The 15,190-nt window shown below is 64.7% G+C and carries 17 protein-coding genes; 8 read left to right on the top strand and 9 right to left on the bottom strand.

What is annotated here, in order from left to right; translation table 11 throughout:
- Window positions 1-25 precede the first annotated feature (25 nt).
- From QM588_RS20035 to QM588_RS20020, 4 genes are read right to left on the bottom strand one after another with little or no spacing between them, the layout of a single operon-like run.
- A complete protein-coding gene (locus tag QM588_RS20035; protein ID WP_283315949.1) occupies window positions 26-1,054 on the bottom strand; it encodes an ABC transporter ATP-binding protein in 1,029 nt (342 codons plus the stop codon).
- Complete coding sequence (locus QM588_RS20030) at window positions 1,051-1,824, bottom strand: ABC transporter permease (RefSeq protein ID WP_283315947.1); 774 nt, start codon at window positions 1,822-1,824, stop codon at window positions 1,051-1,053. Before QM588_RS20030 ends, QM588_RS20035 begins: the two co-directional genes overlap by 4 nt.
- Window positions 1,825-1,835: 11 nt before the next feature.
- Window positions 1,836-2,675, bottom strand: a complete 840-nt coding sequence (locus QM588_RS20025) for an ABC transporter permease (protein ID WP_283315944.1) — start codon at window positions 2,673-2,675, stop codon at window positions 1,836-1,838.
- A complete protein-coding gene (locus tag QM588_RS20020; protein ID WP_283315943.1) occupies window positions 2,672-3,907 on the bottom strand; it encodes an ABC transporter substrate-binding protein in 1,236 nt (411 codons plus the stop codon). Before QM588_RS20020 ends, QM588_RS20025 begins: the two co-directional genes overlap by 4 nt.
- A 145-nt stretch (window positions 3,908-4,052) precedes the next feature.
- Between QM588_RS20020 and QM588_RS20015 the strand changes: the two genes are divergently transcribed.
- The gene (locus QM588_RS20015; RefSeq protein ID WP_283315942.1) at window positions 4,053-4,721 is read left to right on the top strand and encodes a TVP38/TMEM64 family protein; all 669 of its coding nucleotides are present in this window, start codon (window positions 4,053-4,055) and stop codon (window positions 4,719-4,721) included.
- Window positions 4,718-5,329 carry a CDP-alcohol phosphatidyltransferase family protein gene (locus tag QM588_RS20010; RefSeq protein WP_283315941.1) on the top strand — a complete coding sequence of 204 codons (612 nt, stop codon included), beginning with the start codon at window positions 4,718-4,720 and terminating at the stop codon, window positions 5,327-5,329. Before QM588_RS20015 ends, QM588_RS20010 begins: the two co-directional genes overlap by 4 nt.
- Here QM588_RS20010 and QM588_RS20005 read toward each other — a convergent pair.
- Window positions 5,301-6,767 carry a dihydrolipoyl dehydrogenase family protein gene (locus QM588_RS20005; RefSeq protein WP_283315939.1) on the bottom strand — a complete coding sequence of 489 codons (1,467 nt, stop codon included), beginning with the start codon at window positions 6,765-6,767 and terminating at the stop codon, window positions 5,301-5,303. The two genes, QM588_RS20010 and QM588_RS20005, sit on opposite strands and share 29 nt — an antisense overlap.
- Before the next feature lie 36 nt (window positions 6,768-6,803).
- On the opposite strand from QM588_RS20005, the gene QM588_RS20000 reads away from it, so the two are divergent.
- Window positions 6,804-7,454, top strand: a complete 651-nt coding sequence (locus QM588_RS20000; protein ID WP_283315938.1) for a class I SAM-dependent methyltransferase — start codon at window positions 6,804-6,806, stop codon at window positions 7,452-7,454.
- A 67-nt stretch (window positions 7,455-7,521) separates the two neighbouring features.
- On the opposite strand, the gene QM588_RS19995 is transcribed toward QM588_RS20000, so the two are convergent.
- A complete protein-coding gene (locus tag QM588_RS19995; protein WP_201010579.1) occupies window positions 7,522-8,373 on the bottom strand; it encodes an NAD(P)H-binding protein in 852 nt (283 codons plus the stop codon).
- A complete protein-coding gene (locus tag QM588_RS19990) occupies window positions 8,370-8,804 on the bottom strand; it encodes a nuclear transport factor 2 family protein (protein ID WP_048316833.1) in 435 nt (144 codons plus the stop codon). The genes QM588_RS19995 and QM588_RS19990 overlap by 4 nt, the downstream gene beginning before the upstream one ends.
- Window positions 8,805-8,891: 87 nt before the next feature.
- Between QM588_RS19990 and QM588_RS19985 the strand changes: the two genes are divergently transcribed.
- The 3 genes from QM588_RS19985 (at window position 8,892) to QM588_RS19975 (ending at window position 11,057) form a co-directional block, all read left to right on the top strand.
- Window positions 8,892-9,482 (top strand): TetR/AcrR family transcriptional regulator, encoded by a 591-nt coding sequence (locus QM588_RS19985; protein WP_201010580.1) that lies wholly within the window; start codon window positions 8,892-8,894, stop codon window positions 9,480-9,482.
- A 147-nt stretch (window positions 9,483-9,629) separates the two neighbouring features.
- Complete coding sequence (locus tag QM588_RS19980) at window positions 9,630-10,406, top strand: alpha/beta fold hydrolase (protein ID WP_283315935.1); 777 nt, start codon at window positions 9,630-9,632, stop codon at window positions 10,404-10,406.
- A 33-nt stretch (window positions 10,407-10,439) separates the two neighbouring features.
- Entirely contained in the window at window positions 10,440-11,057 is a 618-nt protein-coding gene (locus tag QM588_RS19975) for a dihydrofolate reductase family protein (protein WP_283315934.1), read from the top strand.
- Between the two features lie 13 nt (window positions 11,058-11,070).
- On the opposite strand, the gene QM588_RS19970 is transcribed toward QM588_RS19975, so the two are convergent.
- Both QM588_RS19970 and QM588_RS19965 read right to left on the bottom strand, forming a co-directional pair.
- Window positions 11,071-11,793 carry a mycothiol-dependent nitroreductase Rv2466c family protein gene (locus tag QM588_RS19970; protein WP_283315931.1) on the bottom strand — a complete coding sequence of 241 codons (723 nt, stop codon included), beginning with the start codon at window positions 11,791-11,793 and terminating at the stop codon, window positions 11,071-11,073.
- A gap of 38 nt (window positions 11,794-11,831) precedes the next feature.
- On the bottom strand, window positions 11,832-12,740 hold the full coding sequence (locus QM588_RS19965; RefSeq protein ID WP_283315929.1) for a LysR family transcriptional regulator: 909 nt from the start codon (window positions 12,738-12,740) through the stop codon (window positions 11,832-11,834).
- A gap of 139 nt (window positions 12,741-12,879) precedes the next feature.
- On the opposite strand from QM588_RS19965, the gene QM588_RS19960 reads away from it, so the two are divergent.
- Both QM588_RS19960 and QM588_RS19955 read left to right on the top strand, forming a co-directional pair.
- Window positions 12,880-14,295 carry an MFS transporter gene (locus QM588_RS19960; RefSeq protein WP_283315926.1) on the top strand — a complete coding sequence of 472 codons (1,416 nt, stop codon included), beginning with the start codon at window positions 12,880-12,882 and terminating at the stop codon, window positions 14,293-14,295.
- Window positions 14,292-15,038 carry a 3-hydroxybutyrate dehydrogenase gene (locus QM588_RS19955; protein WP_283315924.1) on the top strand — a complete coding sequence of 249 codons (747 nt, stop codon included), beginning with the start codon at window positions 14,292-14,294 and terminating at the stop codon, window positions 15,036-15,038. The genes QM588_RS19960 and QM588_RS19955 overlap by 4 nt, the downstream gene beginning before the upstream one ends.
- Window positions 15,039-15,190: the final 152 nt, after the last annotated feature.

The raw sequence follows: 15,190 nt of genomic DNA, 5'->3' as shown, positions 1-15,190 counted from the left end.
ACTGCGAACAGCCACATCTTCGACCTCAACCCGTGACAAACCTCGCCCCACCCGGAATCTGCAATCCCACGGCGTCCCCGACCCGCACAGCAGATCCCGCTGCCAACTCCACTTTCACGGTCGTCGCGCCCACGGTGACGTCCGCAATGCTGCGAAAACCGGTGGGCCGTATACCCGACACGACCCCACGAATCCCGTTGTCATCCAGAGTGATCAACTCATGTCGAAGCAGTAACACGGCAGGCCCAGCCGGCAAAGAAGCTCCTTCGACCTCCAGCTCCCCGAGCTCGGAGCGATGCACCCCAACCCCGTTCCACTGACCCGCGATTTCGTTCATCCCACCCATCAGTCGCGACACTGCCAACGTGCTCGGACGCGTGTAGGCCGTTGCGATATCGGAGTGATGCTCCAATCGACCGTCGATGAGCACCGCCACCGAATCGGCGAGCACCGCCGCTTCCTGCTGATCGTGGGTGACGAGCAGCAGAGTCTGATCCAACGTCGAACGCAATTCGCGCACCAGGTCGTGCATCTCGGTGCGCAACACAGGGTCCAGCGCACTGAAGGGCTCGTCCAGCAACAACACTCGCGGTGAGCCTGCGAGTGAGCGCGCCAACGCCACCCGCTGGGCCTGCCCGCCCGACACCTCGGACACCGCTCGGCCCCCGATGTCGCCGAGATGCACCAGTTCGAGGTACTCCCGGGCCCGCTCGCGCGAACGCTTGCGACTCTCCCCGGCAGCGCGGTAGGCGAAGCCGATGTTGTCGAGTACCGACATGTGCGGGAACAACATCGGACGCTGGAACACCATCCCGACGCCGCGGTTCTCTGCCGCAACGCCGTTCACCTGGCGTCCGTCGATCTGCACCGTGCCGGCAGTGGGTGAATCCAGTCCCGCGATGATCCGCAGTGCAGTGCTCTTGCCCGAACCCGACGGCCCCAGAATCGCCGTGCAGGATCCTGGCGGCACGGTGAGATCCAACGAATCCAGAGCCGCAACCGACTGACCGGCATGGACTTTCGTGAGTCCGTGAACGGACAGTTCGACGCTCATCGCGCACTCCTACGACGTAGCCGAGCGAGCATGAGCACCAACAACAACGGCGGCACCACGGCAGCTACCGACAGTGCAGCCACCACCGAATCGTTACCGGTCCCGGCAGCGAACGAAGCGACGAGTATCGGCACGGTGACCAGTCTGCCTCCACCGATCAGCAGCGTGATCACGTAGTCGCTCCACGCCACGAGGAACGCGAGCAACGCCGCCCCCGCCAACGCCGGAGCCAGCAGGGGAATGCGAATACGCCGCAGCACCATGGCATTCGACGCACCAAGCGTGCGAGCCTCCTCCTCGTAGCCGATGTCGTACGCGCCGAACGCCACTCGCATCAGATACGTCGTGTACGGAATGGCCGCGACGGTCAGCAACGCGATCACCGCCACCGTGCTCGGAATGCGCGAGCGCAGCACCAGAACATCGAGTCCCAACGCCACGGCAAACGGGGGCAGGGCCAGCGGAGCGAAGAGAACCCCGGCCACGACAGCGGGGAAACGCACGGAACCGTTCACGAGTGCGCGAGCGGCCAACGCGCCCAATGGCGTTGCGATGACTGCGACGGCGAGAGCGAGCAGGGTAGACCGCACAAAAGCATCGACGCCCCCGGCATCGAGGGCGCTGCGGACGCCGTCGAATCCCCATTCCTGGGGAACCGATCCGGGAAACGACCAGCGATTGCTGATGGCCCACAAGACAACCGGAATCAGCGGCAACAGGAACCACAGGACCAGAACGGACCTGCCGACAGATGGGAGGACCTTGTTCATTTCCACCTTGTTCATTTCCACGCTGCCGATCTGCGCAGATAGCGCAGGGCCGCGGCGGCCACGACCACCGTCAGCGCGGTGGCGATCGTCGCGGCAGCGGCGGCCTGCGGACGCGCCTCGAGATCGATCGAGGTGAACAGTCGAATGGCCATCACCGACAACGGCTCCGGATACGGGCGACCCAGAATGCGGGCCACCTCGTACGAGCCGACCGTGTAGGCGAACGCGATGGCCGCCGATGCGATCAGCGCGGGCCGAGCCAACGGCAGCGTGACCAGCCGGAGCCGAGCCCACCGTCCGGCACCCAAGGTCGCGGCCGTCTCGTCGAATGCCGCTACTCGGGTGGCGAGCGTCCCGGCCACGACGACGGCTACGAAAGCCGATTCCTTCCAGGCGTATTCGGCGACAACGACGATCCACCACCTCCCACCGACCAACTCCGGCCAGCCGCCGTCGGTCATGCCGAGAATACGGGGCAGCATCCCTGAATCTGCCAACAGCAATGCCATCGCCGCTGCGCCGATCAGATGCGGCACCGTGACGGTCAACCCGGCAGTGACCAGCGCGGCGCGTCCACCCGACAAGGCCGTCAGTGCCGCGGCAAGCCCGATCACCGTGGCCAACGCCGTCGAGACAACGGCAATCGACAGCGTCAGCACCACCGAGCGCCACAGGTCGCCGCCCAGAGCGGAGTACGCGTCGACCGATAGCTGGGGGGTTCCGACCAACGGCATCAACCCCAGGCTCTGCAGCACCACGGTTCCGAGACCGCCGCCGACGACGAGAACAACCAAGACGACGGCTGGGAGTACCGCCGCCGTGCCGCGAAAGCTCTTCGTGGACGCGCTCACTGACCGGCGAGCACGCTTCGACGCCATCCCTCGTCGAGCGGGGTGACCCACTCCGCGGACAGCTCCGGGTGTGCGTCCGCCGAGATCACCTCGTACGAAGGAACTACCGGCGAGGACGGGAGCTGCTCGAACTGCGCCCGCTCCTCCGGGGTCAGACGCGCGATGTCCAACGCAGTGAACTGGCCCCACACGTCCGGCGTCGCCTTTGCGAGTTGTTGCTCGGGCGACAACGCGAGATTGGCAACCACCTGCGCCGCGGCCGACTTCCCCGACGACGACGGAATGGCAAGGAAACTCGCATTCCCGACGGTTCCCTCGTCGAGAGTCAGGACGCGGGTCTCCGCCGGGAAGGTGCCGTCGGCGACGAGTTTCGGGAGGGTCGCGGGGCCGTACGTCATGGTCATGTCGACCTGACCGCCGGCGTAGAGGGCGTCGAGCTCGGAGGAAGACTGTGGATACGTCGTGCCCTCGCGCCACAGTGACGGGGCGAGCTCGTTCAATCGATCGAACAATGCTGGGGCTAGGCGATCGTAGGAGTCTCGATCGAACTGAGCGGGAACCTCGTCGACGCCACCGGAGGCGTTGATCAAGGCTTCACGCACGAATACCGAACCGGTGAAGTCCGGGGGAGCGGGGTAGGTGAAGCGGCCCGGGTTCGCGCGAGCCCAGTCGAGCACGCCGTCGAAGGTCGTCGGCGGATCGGGGATGGCTGCTGCGTTGTAGACCAGTGTGAATTGAGCTTTGTGCCAGGGTGATTCGCAGTTCTCGACCGGTGTGCCGAAGTCGTCGAGCAGTAGCGGATCCTCGGGATCGGTCAGTTCCATGTTCGGCAGACTCTGTGTCCAACCGCACAGCCATGCGCCGGCCTGCTTACCGGTGCCGAAGTTCGCGCCGTTGACCCACACCAGGTCCACCTCGCCATCGGTGACCCCGGCCTGCCGTTCGGACAGGATGCGGTTGACGGCATCGGTCGTCGATTCCACCGGCACGCGACGCAATGTGACGCCTTCCTCGGCGGCCGCGGGGGTGAGCACGTCGTCGACGTAGGCGTTGCCCTGCTCGTCGCCGCCGTACATCCACAGCGAGACGGTCTGTCCTTGCGCCTGCTGTTCGATCTCGCTCCACGACTGCGCCTCGGCAATCGGTGCTTCCGAATCCGGCGCAGCACAGGAGGTAAGCAACAGCCCTGCGCTCGCCGCAATCGCCACTGCGCACCGTACTGAACGAATCACCCGGGGGCCTCCAGATCAACCGAAGCAGCCGTCGTCGACGCTGCCCTCACCACCGTAATCGGTCGAATGCGACGACCGCTGAACACGCGGGCAGACCGGCCGTGTGCACAATGGATCGTGAACCGTCGGACGAGAGGCACACACCGTGACGCAGGACCGCCCGACGCGTAGTCGCCGCGGCACGACCCTGAAGTTGCTCGCGGCTGCCGTGGTCGTCATCGCCGTGGTGATCGTGCTCGGCACCGTCGACCTGCCTGATCCGTCGTTCATTCGTGACCGAGTGGCGTCGGCCGGGCCGTGGGGCATTGCGTTGTTCGTCGTGCTTTACGCCGTCCTGTCGGCCACTCCTTTCCCCGCCAGCACGTTGACCATCGCGTCGGGGCTGCTGTTCGGGTTGGCGGTGGGCGCGACTGTCGTGGTGTTCGCCGCCACCGCGGGGGCATATCTCGGGTACTGGGGAGCGCGGGCGCTCGGCCGTGGACAGGTGGCCCGCACCGAATGGGACAGGCTTCGCCGACTCGACGCCATGCTCGGACGACGCGGATTGTTGTCGGTGCTGCTCGTGCGTTTGGTCCCGCTGCCGTTCTCGTTGGTCAACTACGCGGCCGGAGTCAGCGCCGTGGGGCAACGTGACTACGTGGTGGGCACCATGATCGGCATCGTGCCCGCGACCGTCGCCTACACCGCGCTCGGGGCCTACGGAACCTCACCGCTCTCATGGCCGTTCGCCATCGCATTGCTCGCGGTCCTGGCGATCGCGGCCGGATCGGCCTTGTTGGCACGCCGCCTGGGACTCACCGGTACAGCCGAATGATCGACAGCTTTCTGCGCCGAAACCTCGAAGGCCCGCTCGATCGTTGTGCACGCGCGCTCGACCGTCCCTCGATCACCCCGGATCGGATCACCGCCGCGGGACTCGTGCTGGGCCTGGGGAGCGCACTGGCGGCGGGGCTGCAATTCTGGTGGCTCGCGTTGGCATTGTGGATTGTCTCCCGAATCGCCGACGGTCTGGACGGGCCTCTCGCGCGTAGGCGTTCCACTACGGGCGGTGCCGGCGGATTCTTCGACATCACCGCCGATTTCGTGGTGTACGGAACCACGGTGGTGGGCGTCGCGGTGGGTGCCTCGGCCGGATACGACGCTCCGTGGTGGCCGTTCCTGCTGGTGTTGTTGGCGTACTACATCAACGGAACCGCGTTTCTTGCGTTCTCCTCGATTGCCGAGCGCACCGGTCGCACCATCGACGACGGCCGCTCGCTGTCGTTCCTCGGGGGATTGGCCGAAGGTGCGGAAACGATTGCGGTACATTGCCTCTGGCTACTGTTGCCGGGTATCTCGTGCCAGATCGCGGTGGTGTGGGCGGCCGTGGTCGCGGTGAGCTCCGGTCAGCGGATCATCGCCGGCTATCGCGCTCTTTCCTGACGATCCAGGTGCTACGGACTTTGGCCAGCACGCGCAACCCTCGGGAGATCACCGGAGAACCCAACTGCGCCTTCACGTCTGCGATCGCCGCGTTCCACGGCCCGTCGTTGTACGTCGGATACGGGTGCGTGGCCCCGGCGAGGTCACGGGTACGCAGACGCTGCGCGATGGCGATGATCAGCTCCCCGATCGTCTCGCCCGCTCGCGGTCCCACCACGCAGGCCCCGACGATGCGACGCTTGGCGTCGAGCACGAGCGTCGTCGATCCGTTCGTTGCACTCTCGGTCACGGCGCGATCGACGTGGTGGTGCTCGAGTGTCTGCAGCCGCAACCCACGCTGACGCGCAGTCCGCACATCGATTCCGGCCGAGGCGATCTCGGGATCGGTGAACGTCACCCGCGGCATCCCCGTCGTACTCACTTTCCGGTTCAGGCCCAGTGCCGCGTTGCTCGCGGCCAGACTGCCGTGCACACCGGCAGTGTGCGTGAACTGCGGATGACCGGTGAGATCTCCCGCCGCCCAGATGCGGGGATTGGTGGTCCGCAGATGCTCGTCGACCCGAACGAATCCGTTGTCGCCCAACGACACTCCGGCGATGTCCAACCCGAGGGACGCGGTACGCGGAGTTCGTCCGGTGGCGACAAGTACCCGATCGAACTCGAGATCGACGCCCGTGTCGGTGGTGGCAGAACCGTCGTCGATGCGCACGACGGCAGTAGAGGTCAGCACACGTACGCCCTCGTCGGTCAGGGCCTGCGTCAGTATCGACGAGGCCTCAGGGTGCTCGCGGGGAAGGATCGTCGCTGACCGTCCGACAAGGGTGACGTCGGATCCGAGACGCGAGAATGCTTGCGCCATTTCGCAACCCACCGATCCGGCTCCGACGATGAGCAGCCGCTCGGGCAGGGTCGTCAGATCCCATAGAGTGTCGCTGGTCAGGTAGTCGACGCTATCGATACCGTCGATCGCCGGCACTGTGGGATGCGCGCCGGTGGTCACGATCGCCTGACCGAAATGCAGTATCCGCGTACCGACGGAAACGGTGTTCGGACCGGTGAAGACTGCGTCGCCGTGGATCACATGTACTCCGGCCTCAGTAAGGGCCTCCGGTGAATCGATCGGCGCGATCTCGGCGATCGAACTGTGCACGTGCTGCATCACGCGCGCAAAATCCGCGCGCGGTGGCTCGGCGACGATGCCGAACCGGGACGCGGATCGAACCGTCTCAGCGACCGAAGCCGCCGCGAGCAGGGCCTTCGACGGCACGCATCCGGTCCACAGGCAGTCGCCGCCGGTGCGGTCCCGCTCGATCAACACGACGCGAACGCCGAAGCCCGCCGCGGTCTTCGCTGCCACGATGCCGGCGGTGCCGCCGCCCACCACGACCACGTCGGCGCGGCTCTCGGGCACACTCGAAGACGAACGACGAATTCCCATACCTCCCACTATGCCCGCGCCTTGGAGAGACCCGAGATGAGACGACCGACCAAGTACACCTTCTCGGCGCGCCTGTACGACGTGATCTCCGCCGAATGGCCGGTGTATCGAGCCGGACGGGAGGCGGCGTTCGAGTTGCTGAATCTGCCTGCGGGAAGCCATGTTCTGGACCTCGGCTGCGGGACGGGGCTGAACTTCGCCGGGTTGCAGCGGATGATCGGCCCGACCGGCTCGATCACCGGAATCGACGCCAGCCCGCAGATGCTCGAACAGGCGCGACTTCGAGCTGCCCGCGCGGGGTGGATGAATGTCACATTGATCCCCGCCGACGCCACCGCCCTGACGTCCGCCGATCTGGGGGAGCAGGCCCCGTTCGATGCGGCCCTGAGCACCTACGCGCTGTCGTTGATGACGCCATGGCAGGCGGCGCTCGAATCGATGATCTCGGCTACGCGGGTGGGCGGCGTCGTGGCCGTCGTCGACATGCAGCGGCCCGTCGGACGAGCAACTGCGTGGACGCCGCTCGCGAAGCTTGCGTGTCGACTGGGAGGGGCGGATATCGAGGCGCATCCATGGACGGCGATGACGCCACTGCTGCAAAATCTTTCGGCCCGCACTGTCCGCGGAGGCCATATCCAGATTCGCGTCGGGACTGTCGGTGCCCGCCCCGGGGAGCGGAAATCCTGAGCGGTGCTCGCCTGCGTTGCCTTCAGTTGGGTAGCTGACGCAGGCTGCGCTACAGCTCGGACCGTGCTCATGGCCGACGACCCGGGCTGCGGCCGAAGGGTGGGAATGTTCCCGCGACGAAGTGCTCGAAGCTACGCGGCGCTCTGCCGGCGATGCGTGCGACGACATCGGTGACGCGATCCTCGGAGCCCGTTGCGATGGCCGCATCCAGCGCCGCCAGGATCGGCGCGTACTCGGGAGGGAGGCCGCCGTCGATGTGTAGCTGTGCCAACTCGTCGACGGAGATCGATCTGTGGCGCAGAGGTTTTCCGGTGTGGTTGGCGATGATTCGCGCCGCGTCGGAGTAACTGAGCGCCTCGGGTCCAGTGATGATGTGGTCGGTGTTGTGCGACTGCTCGTCCAGCAGTGCGTGCACGGCGACGGCGGCGATGTCGCCCGCATCGACGAAGCCGATCCGTCCGTCCCCGGTTGCGGATACGGTCTCGCCCGCACTGACTCCTGCCGCGAGAGCGCTGCTGCCGCGGAAGTTCTGCATGAACCAGCTCGGTCGGAGGACTGCCCATTCGGGTATCTCGGTCGCCACCGCGTCGTGAATCTTGCCGAGTCCGGGCGCACCACGATCGAGTGCGGACGAGCTCAGCGCGACGACGCGTCGAACACCCTGTTGCAGAGCCTGTTTCAGGAATTGTCGAACGAGAGGTAGTGGATCGGCTACACCGACGGGCGCAACGAGATAGACCGCTCGGACGCCGTCCAATGCAGCTGCATGGGTACCGTGGTCGAGCCAGTCGAATTCGATCTGTTCTGCGGACGTGGGTGTACGAGACGCCGCTCGATACTGCGCCCCTCGCTCGTGGAGAAGCTGAGTAACCCGGCTTCCGGTCGTTCCCGTCGAGCCGAGAACCAGGACGTCGCTCATGCGCGGTCACCCGCGAAGGCCGCTGTGACGTCGTCGACCGAACCGAGGGCTTCCGCGGCGGCGAGTGGACTCCAATAGTCCTTGTACGTGGTGATTGCGCCGTCGCGCACGGTGATGACAGCGATGTATGCGAGTTCGTACGGCTTACCTGTCGCAGGAACGACGCCGGCAGCCTCGAACTCGACCACGACTACCTCCGCGTCGGCGGTTTCATGGATCGTCGGCGACGTGATTGTCCGTATGTCGAGAATTTCGGGATATCCACGCATGTATTCGTGAATTGCGGCGCGACCTTCTACGCGGCGCGGGTATCCCGCTGCTGCAAAAGGAAAGACGATGACGCCGTCGACCGCCCACAGGTCGGCGAACGCACTCATGTCGTGCGCCTGCAAGTGCTGCAACGCAGTGTGGACGACGTCGGTGGGTTTCATGGGTCTCCTTCAGTGGACGATACGGTTGCGTCTCATCCAAACGTACACTGGACGGTACCGTATCGTCCATTTGTTACAGTTGGTCGTATGAGTCCACGGAAGGCGACGGGTGCCGCGGTGTTTCAGCCGGATGTGACCCGTGCGATCACGGAAGCGGTGCTCGATGAATTCGCCGAACTCGGGTTCGGGCGACTGTCGATGGAAGGCGTCGCCAAGCGCGCGGGCGTCGGTAAGAGTGCGTTGTATAGACGTTGGCCGTCCAAAGTTGACATGGTGGTGTCGGTGTTATCCGAGTTCAGCGTCGACATTTCTCGGATTCCCGACACCGGCTCGCTGTACGGAGACCTGCGCGCGACGCTCGACAACCTGATGGAGTGGATAGGAGACCCGAGATTCGCCCGGATTTTTCCTGATCTCGTCGCAGAATCGGCACGGACTCCGAGGCTGGCACAGTTGCACATGGAGCTGATCGGAATTCCACGACGTGAGCGTGCGATCAGAGTGTTCGAGCGAGCGATCGACCGCGGGGAGATGGCGGCCGGGTTCGATCTCGAGCTGGCGCTCGATCTTCTTGCAGGCACTGTCTATTGGCGCTTTGCCGTGCGTGGAGTCGAGGTGGATTCGGCGTACCTCGACGAGGTGGCCACCGCGCTGATCGGCGCGTTCAGCAACGCATGATCCTGGGCTCCGGTGATTTTCTGGTCCCGGGCTCGCCCGAGTACCTGCAGCGTTTCCGAGACGGTCTGGAGAAGTTGAGACAGACGGGCACTGCGGTTCTCTACGACTAGGCGGTGAGTTTTCGCTCGTACCGGGGTCCACCCCAGCATGACGACACAGACAGTTTCCGTTCCCGGTGCAACCCTGATGTACGACGTGATCGGCGAACTCGAGCCCGGGGTCGCCCCGTTGGTACTCATCGGCTCACCGATGGATGCGAGCGGATTCGGGACGTTGGCATCGCATTTCCGCGACCGCGTGGTCGTCACGTACGACCCGAGCGGCCATGGGCCGGTCGATGTATTCGCCTCCAGCGGGGGTGCAGTCAATGCGCTGGTACTCGTCAGCAAATACCCGTCCGACGTTCGGATGTTGGTTGCCCACGAACCACCCGCCGGAGGCACTCTGCCGGATCGCGAGAACATCGCGACCGTGTGCGCAAACATGGTGGCCGCTTACGACGCTCACGGCCGCGGCCCGGCCATGGCCCAGTTCATGTCGTTGCTGATGCATGCAGGCCCCATCGGCGACGCGTTCTTCGCAAGGCCGGCACCGGACCCGGCGCAGTTCGGCCTCCCGACCGAGGACGACGGAACCCGCGACGATGCCCTGATGTCCAACATGCGCGGGGGAGGCGTCGACTTCGCACCGGACGTCGATGCGGTGCGTGCAGCACCCACCACCGTGGTGATCGGAGTAGGGGAAGAATCCGGCGGTTCCGAGGACGGTCACATCGCGGCTCGCGCAGCGTATTCGACTGCGGCGCTCCTCGGATCGGAGCCGATCGTTTTTCCCGGCGGCCACTCGGGCTTCCTCGGCGGCGAATTCGGTCAGATGGGAAAGCCGACCGAATTTGCCGAGACGCTACGGAAAGTATTGAGCTGAAGAAGCTTTCGTCCTACAGAACCAGGAGCAATCATGGGCCTCATCACGTTGGAGCTGTTCGCCACCCTCGACCTCGTCGCGCAATCACCCGGAAGCCCAGAGGAAGACCCCGAGAACTTTCCCTTCGGCGGCTGGCAGGCTCCTCTGCTCGACCAGGTTTCGGGGGCGCAGGTCGCCGCCGCTTACGAGGGCACGGATGCGCTCCTGCTCGGGCGGCGTACCTACGACATCTTCGCCGCGTACTGGCCGCATCAACACGATTCGTTCGCAACGTTGTTCAACACCATCCCGAAATACGTGGCCTCGCGCGGCACACCCGATCTGCTCTGGGACGGTTCGACTCAACTCGGGCCCGACCTGGCCGGAGCGGTGCGTGAGATCCGAGAGAGACACAACAACATCAAGGTCGTCGGAAGTCTCGATCTGGTGCAGACCCTGTTGCGCGAGAAGCTCTTCGATCGACTCGATCTATGGGTGCATCCCATTCTTCTCGGAGTCGGGAAGAGAGTGTTTGCCGACGGCACCGTGCCCAGCAACCTGACGCTGCTCGAGCCCCCGGCCGTCGACGGCAAGGGCACCGTCTACCTGCGGTACGGCCTCGACGCCGGAACCCCGGACGTCGGCAACATGGACGACCTACTGGCCGACTAGCTCGGAGGGCAGTTCACTTCTTCTGCCGTCGGCTCCCGCCGTGCCAATCCTGTTGCACGCCAACCTCGTCCTCCGTCACCCCCAGTGCCTTCAACTGGGGGAGTTCACGCATGCTGCGCTTCATCTCGGCGAAGCCGGGGAAGCGAGCGAGTCCGATCACGTTGTCCCACAGTGCTACTGCTTCCTCATCACTGGGAAGTCGGCTGATCACCGGACCGAAGAACGCGACACCGTCCGGCGGCTCGAAGGCGATGATGGGAGTTCCGACGTCCTTGCCGGTCAGCGACAGCGCATGATCGGTTTCGGCCCGGATCTCGTCGTCGATCGTGGAATTGTCCAGTGCTGCAGTGTGATGGGTGGGCAGCCCGACTTCTTCGAGGATCGGCCCGAGGAACGCGGCGGTGCCGCGATGTCCGTGGCTCGCTGCGTCGTCGGGCACGATCTCGGTATCGAAGATATGGGTGCCGAGTGCCTCGTACAGCGGCCCGACAGCGTCCGACCCATGCTCACGACGAACAGAGGCAGCGGCCCGTAGCAGTCGTAGACCTGCGGTGTGGCCGGCCTCGTACTCGGGTGGGAAATGGGCGTCGTAGTCGATATGGGAGTTGAGCAGGCGCAGTGAGATGAACCGCCAGTCGACGGTGTAGTCGCGTTGGGCCTGAACCTTGCGAACCCATTTGCTGGTCATCCACGCGAACGGGCATACCGGATCGAAATAGAAGTCGATATCGGACATCAGGCAACTCTCCTTATGTGGCGTAGGTTCCGTGCGATTCATTTCTCACCCAGCAGAGCCGAGCGTTGCTCGGTGACCACCGCGCGAATTGCGTCGATCACCGCGGACACTTCTGGTCGTCTGAGAGTTTCGGTGCGGGTGACGAGCCAGTAGGTCAGTGTCACGGCGATGGAGTCGGGCAGGATTCGTTGCAGGTCGGGGTGTCGGTCGGCCATGAAACACGGCAACAATCCGATGCCCGCCGAGGCTCGTGTGGCCTCGACATGGACGAATACATTGGTCGACGTCACCGATTCGCGCATCGTCGGAGTGAAGTTGGGGGCCAGATCCAGATCGTCGACGTGCAGCATCGAATCGATGAAATAGATGAACGGATGGGCGGCGAGATCGGCCGGCACATGCGGTGTGCCGTGCTCGTTCACATAGGTCTGCGACGCGTACAGACCCAAGACGTAATCGCCGAGCCGGATGGCCTCCGCGCGATGCACCTGTGGTTGTCCGACGACGATCTCGATGTCCAATCCGGATCGTTGCCTCGACGCGCGTCTGGTGGTCGCGACGATCTCCACCGACACCAGCGGATGGGTGCGTTGCACGCGAGCAGCCGCAGGAGCTGCGATGTAGGCACTGAAACCGTCCGTGGCCGAGATACGTACGACGCCCTTCAGCGCACCCGCGTCGCTCGAGACCAGCGTCTGCAGCGCGTTTTCGACGGCCTCGGCAGCGGCCAGTGCGCTGCGCCCCAGCTGGGTCAGTTCCCAGCCTCCGCCGGCCCGGGTGAGCACTCGCCCGCCGAGGGTGTCCTCGAGGGCGGCGATGCGTCGGGAGATGGTCGTGTGGTTGATGCCGAGGTCGTCGGCAGCGGAGCTGTAGCGACCGGTCCGACTGACGGCGAGCAGGACCAGCAGGTCGTCGGCACTGGGAACCTTCCCGTCGCCGCGTGTCATGTGTGCAGTTTTGCAGATCGAACCTGCGCCCATGCCTCTTGCGCAGAAAAACATCTGCACCAATACTCAGACCAACCCCGCTACATGTGTGGTCTGTCACAAACACGAGCACGCAGTGCCGAGCAACACAGGAGAAGCTATGAGCGTCGACCAACCGCTGGCAGAAAGGTCCGAGCCGGACCCCGATGCCACCCCCACCGGCCTGAAGAAGGTCGTCGGAGCATCGATGGCCGGCACCATCGTCGAATGGTACGAGTTCTTTCTCTACGGAACCGCCGCCACACTGGTGTTCAGCAAGATCTTCTTCGCGGCCGGAACCAGTGAGCTCGACGCCATCCTCGCGGCCTTCGTCACCTACGCCGTCGGCTTCGTCGCACGCCCCTTGGGCGGCATCGTCTTCGGACACTACGGCGACAAGTACGGCCGAAAGAAGCTGCTGCAGTTCAGCCTCGTCCTCGTCGGCGGAGCCACGTTCCTCATGGGCTGCCTACCGACATTCGAGGCCATCGGCTACTGGGCCCCGGCACTGCTGGTGACCCTGCGATTCATCCAGGGCTTCGCCGTCGGCGGCGAATGGGGCGGCGCGGTTCTTCTTGTCGCAGAACACAGTCCGAACAAGAGCCGCGGATTCTGGGCCAGCTGGCCGCAGGCAGGCGTGCCCGCCGGTAACCTCCTCGCCACCGTCGCACTGCTCGTCCTGACGACCACCCTGTCCGACGAAGCATTCCTCAGCTGGGGCTGGCGCGTGGCGTTCTGGCTCTCTGCCGTCATCGTTTTCGTCGGCTACTACATCCGCACCAAGGTCTCCGACGCCCCGATCTTCCTCGAGGCACACAAGCAGGCCGAGGTCATCAAGGCCGCGTCGTACGGCGTCTTCGAGGTCGTGAAGCGTTACCCGCGTGGCGTATTCACCGCGATGGGCCTGCGCTTCGGTGAGAACGTCATGTACTACCTGGTCGTCACCTTCTCCATCACCTACCTGAAGGTGGAAGTCGGCACCGACACCAGCACGATCCTGTGGTGGATGCTCATCGCGCACGCGATCCACTTCTGCACGATTCCGTTGGTGGGCAGGCTCGCCGACCGCATCGGTCGCCGTCCGGTGTACTTCGCCGGTGCCCTCACCGCGGCAACGTGGGGCTTCTTCGCCTTCCCGATGATGAACAGCGGCCACAACGTCGTGATCCTGCTGGCCATCATCATCGGCCTGATGTTCCACGCCTTCATGTACGCCACGCAGCCCGCCATCATGGCCGAGATGTTCCCGACGCGGATGCGGTATTCCGGTGTGTCCCTCGGCTATCAGGTCACCTCGATCGTCGCCGGCTCGCTGGCCCCGATCATCGCCGTGAAGCTGCTCGACATCTACGGCTCGTCCGTCCCGATCGCGGTGTACCTGGCCGTCGCCTGCGCCATCACCGTGGTCGCCGTCATCGTAGCCAGGGAGACAAAGGGATTGGCGCTCGAAAGTATCGACATCGCCGACGCCAAGAACCTGGCCACCGAGGCGGAGCTGGCCAAGGCCGGCCTGCTCGATCCGAGTGTAAAGCGGTGACCGACCTGACCGGACGCTCCGCCCTGATCACCGGGGGAGCGTCCGGCATCGGGGCCGCGTGCGCGCGCGAGCTCGCCGGCCGCGGTGCCCGCGTCACCATCGCCGACGTGAACGACGTCGCAGCAAAGGAATTGGCGGCCGAGCTCGAAGGCGAGGTGTGGTCGGTCGATCTGCTCGACACCGCCGCACTGGACGACCTTCGGCTCGACGTCGACATCCTGGTGAACAACGCGGGTATCCAAACGGTGGCACCGATCGTCGACTTCGACCCCGGCGCGTTCCGTCGAATTCAGACGCTGATGGTCGAAGCTCCGTTCCTGTTGATTCGTGCGGCGTTGCCTGGGATGTATGCCCGCCGGTTCGGCCGGGTCATCAACCTGTCGTCGGTACACGGACTGCGGGCATCGGAATTCAAGGTGGCCTACGTCACCGCCAAACACGCACTCGAAGGACTGTCGAAAGTGACGGCCCTCGAAGGTGCCGCGCACGGCGTGACGAGCAACTGCGTCAACCCGGGATACGTCCGCACACCGCTGGTCGAAAAACAGATCGCCGATCAGGCCAAGGCGCACGACATCCCCGAAGACGAAGTACTCGAGAAAGTCCTGCTGACCGAGGCGGCCATCAAGAGACTCGTCGAACCCGTCGAAGTCGCCTCACTGGTGGGATGGCTGACCTCCGAGAACGCCGGCATGGTCACCGGAGCGTCGTACACCATGGATGGTGGTTGGTCGGCTCGTTAGTTCGGTGCCGCCCGTTCCGCGTCAATGGTCCACTGCACACGTCTGGGCGCGTCAATGTGACATCGACGCGGAATGGTGAACTGCGTGAATGGACCCTTGCATTGCACTGGACCCCGTGGGTTGGACCGTTAATGCAAAGCCTAGGCCGCGAG

Origin of the sequence: Rhodococcus sp. IEGM 1354 (assembly GCF_030056855.1) — a bacterium.
GTDB lineage: Bacteria > Actinomycetota > Actinomycetes > Mycobacteriales > Mycobacteriaceae > Rhodococcoides.
This window is presented reverse-complemented; position numbering and strand designations above follow the sequence as displayed.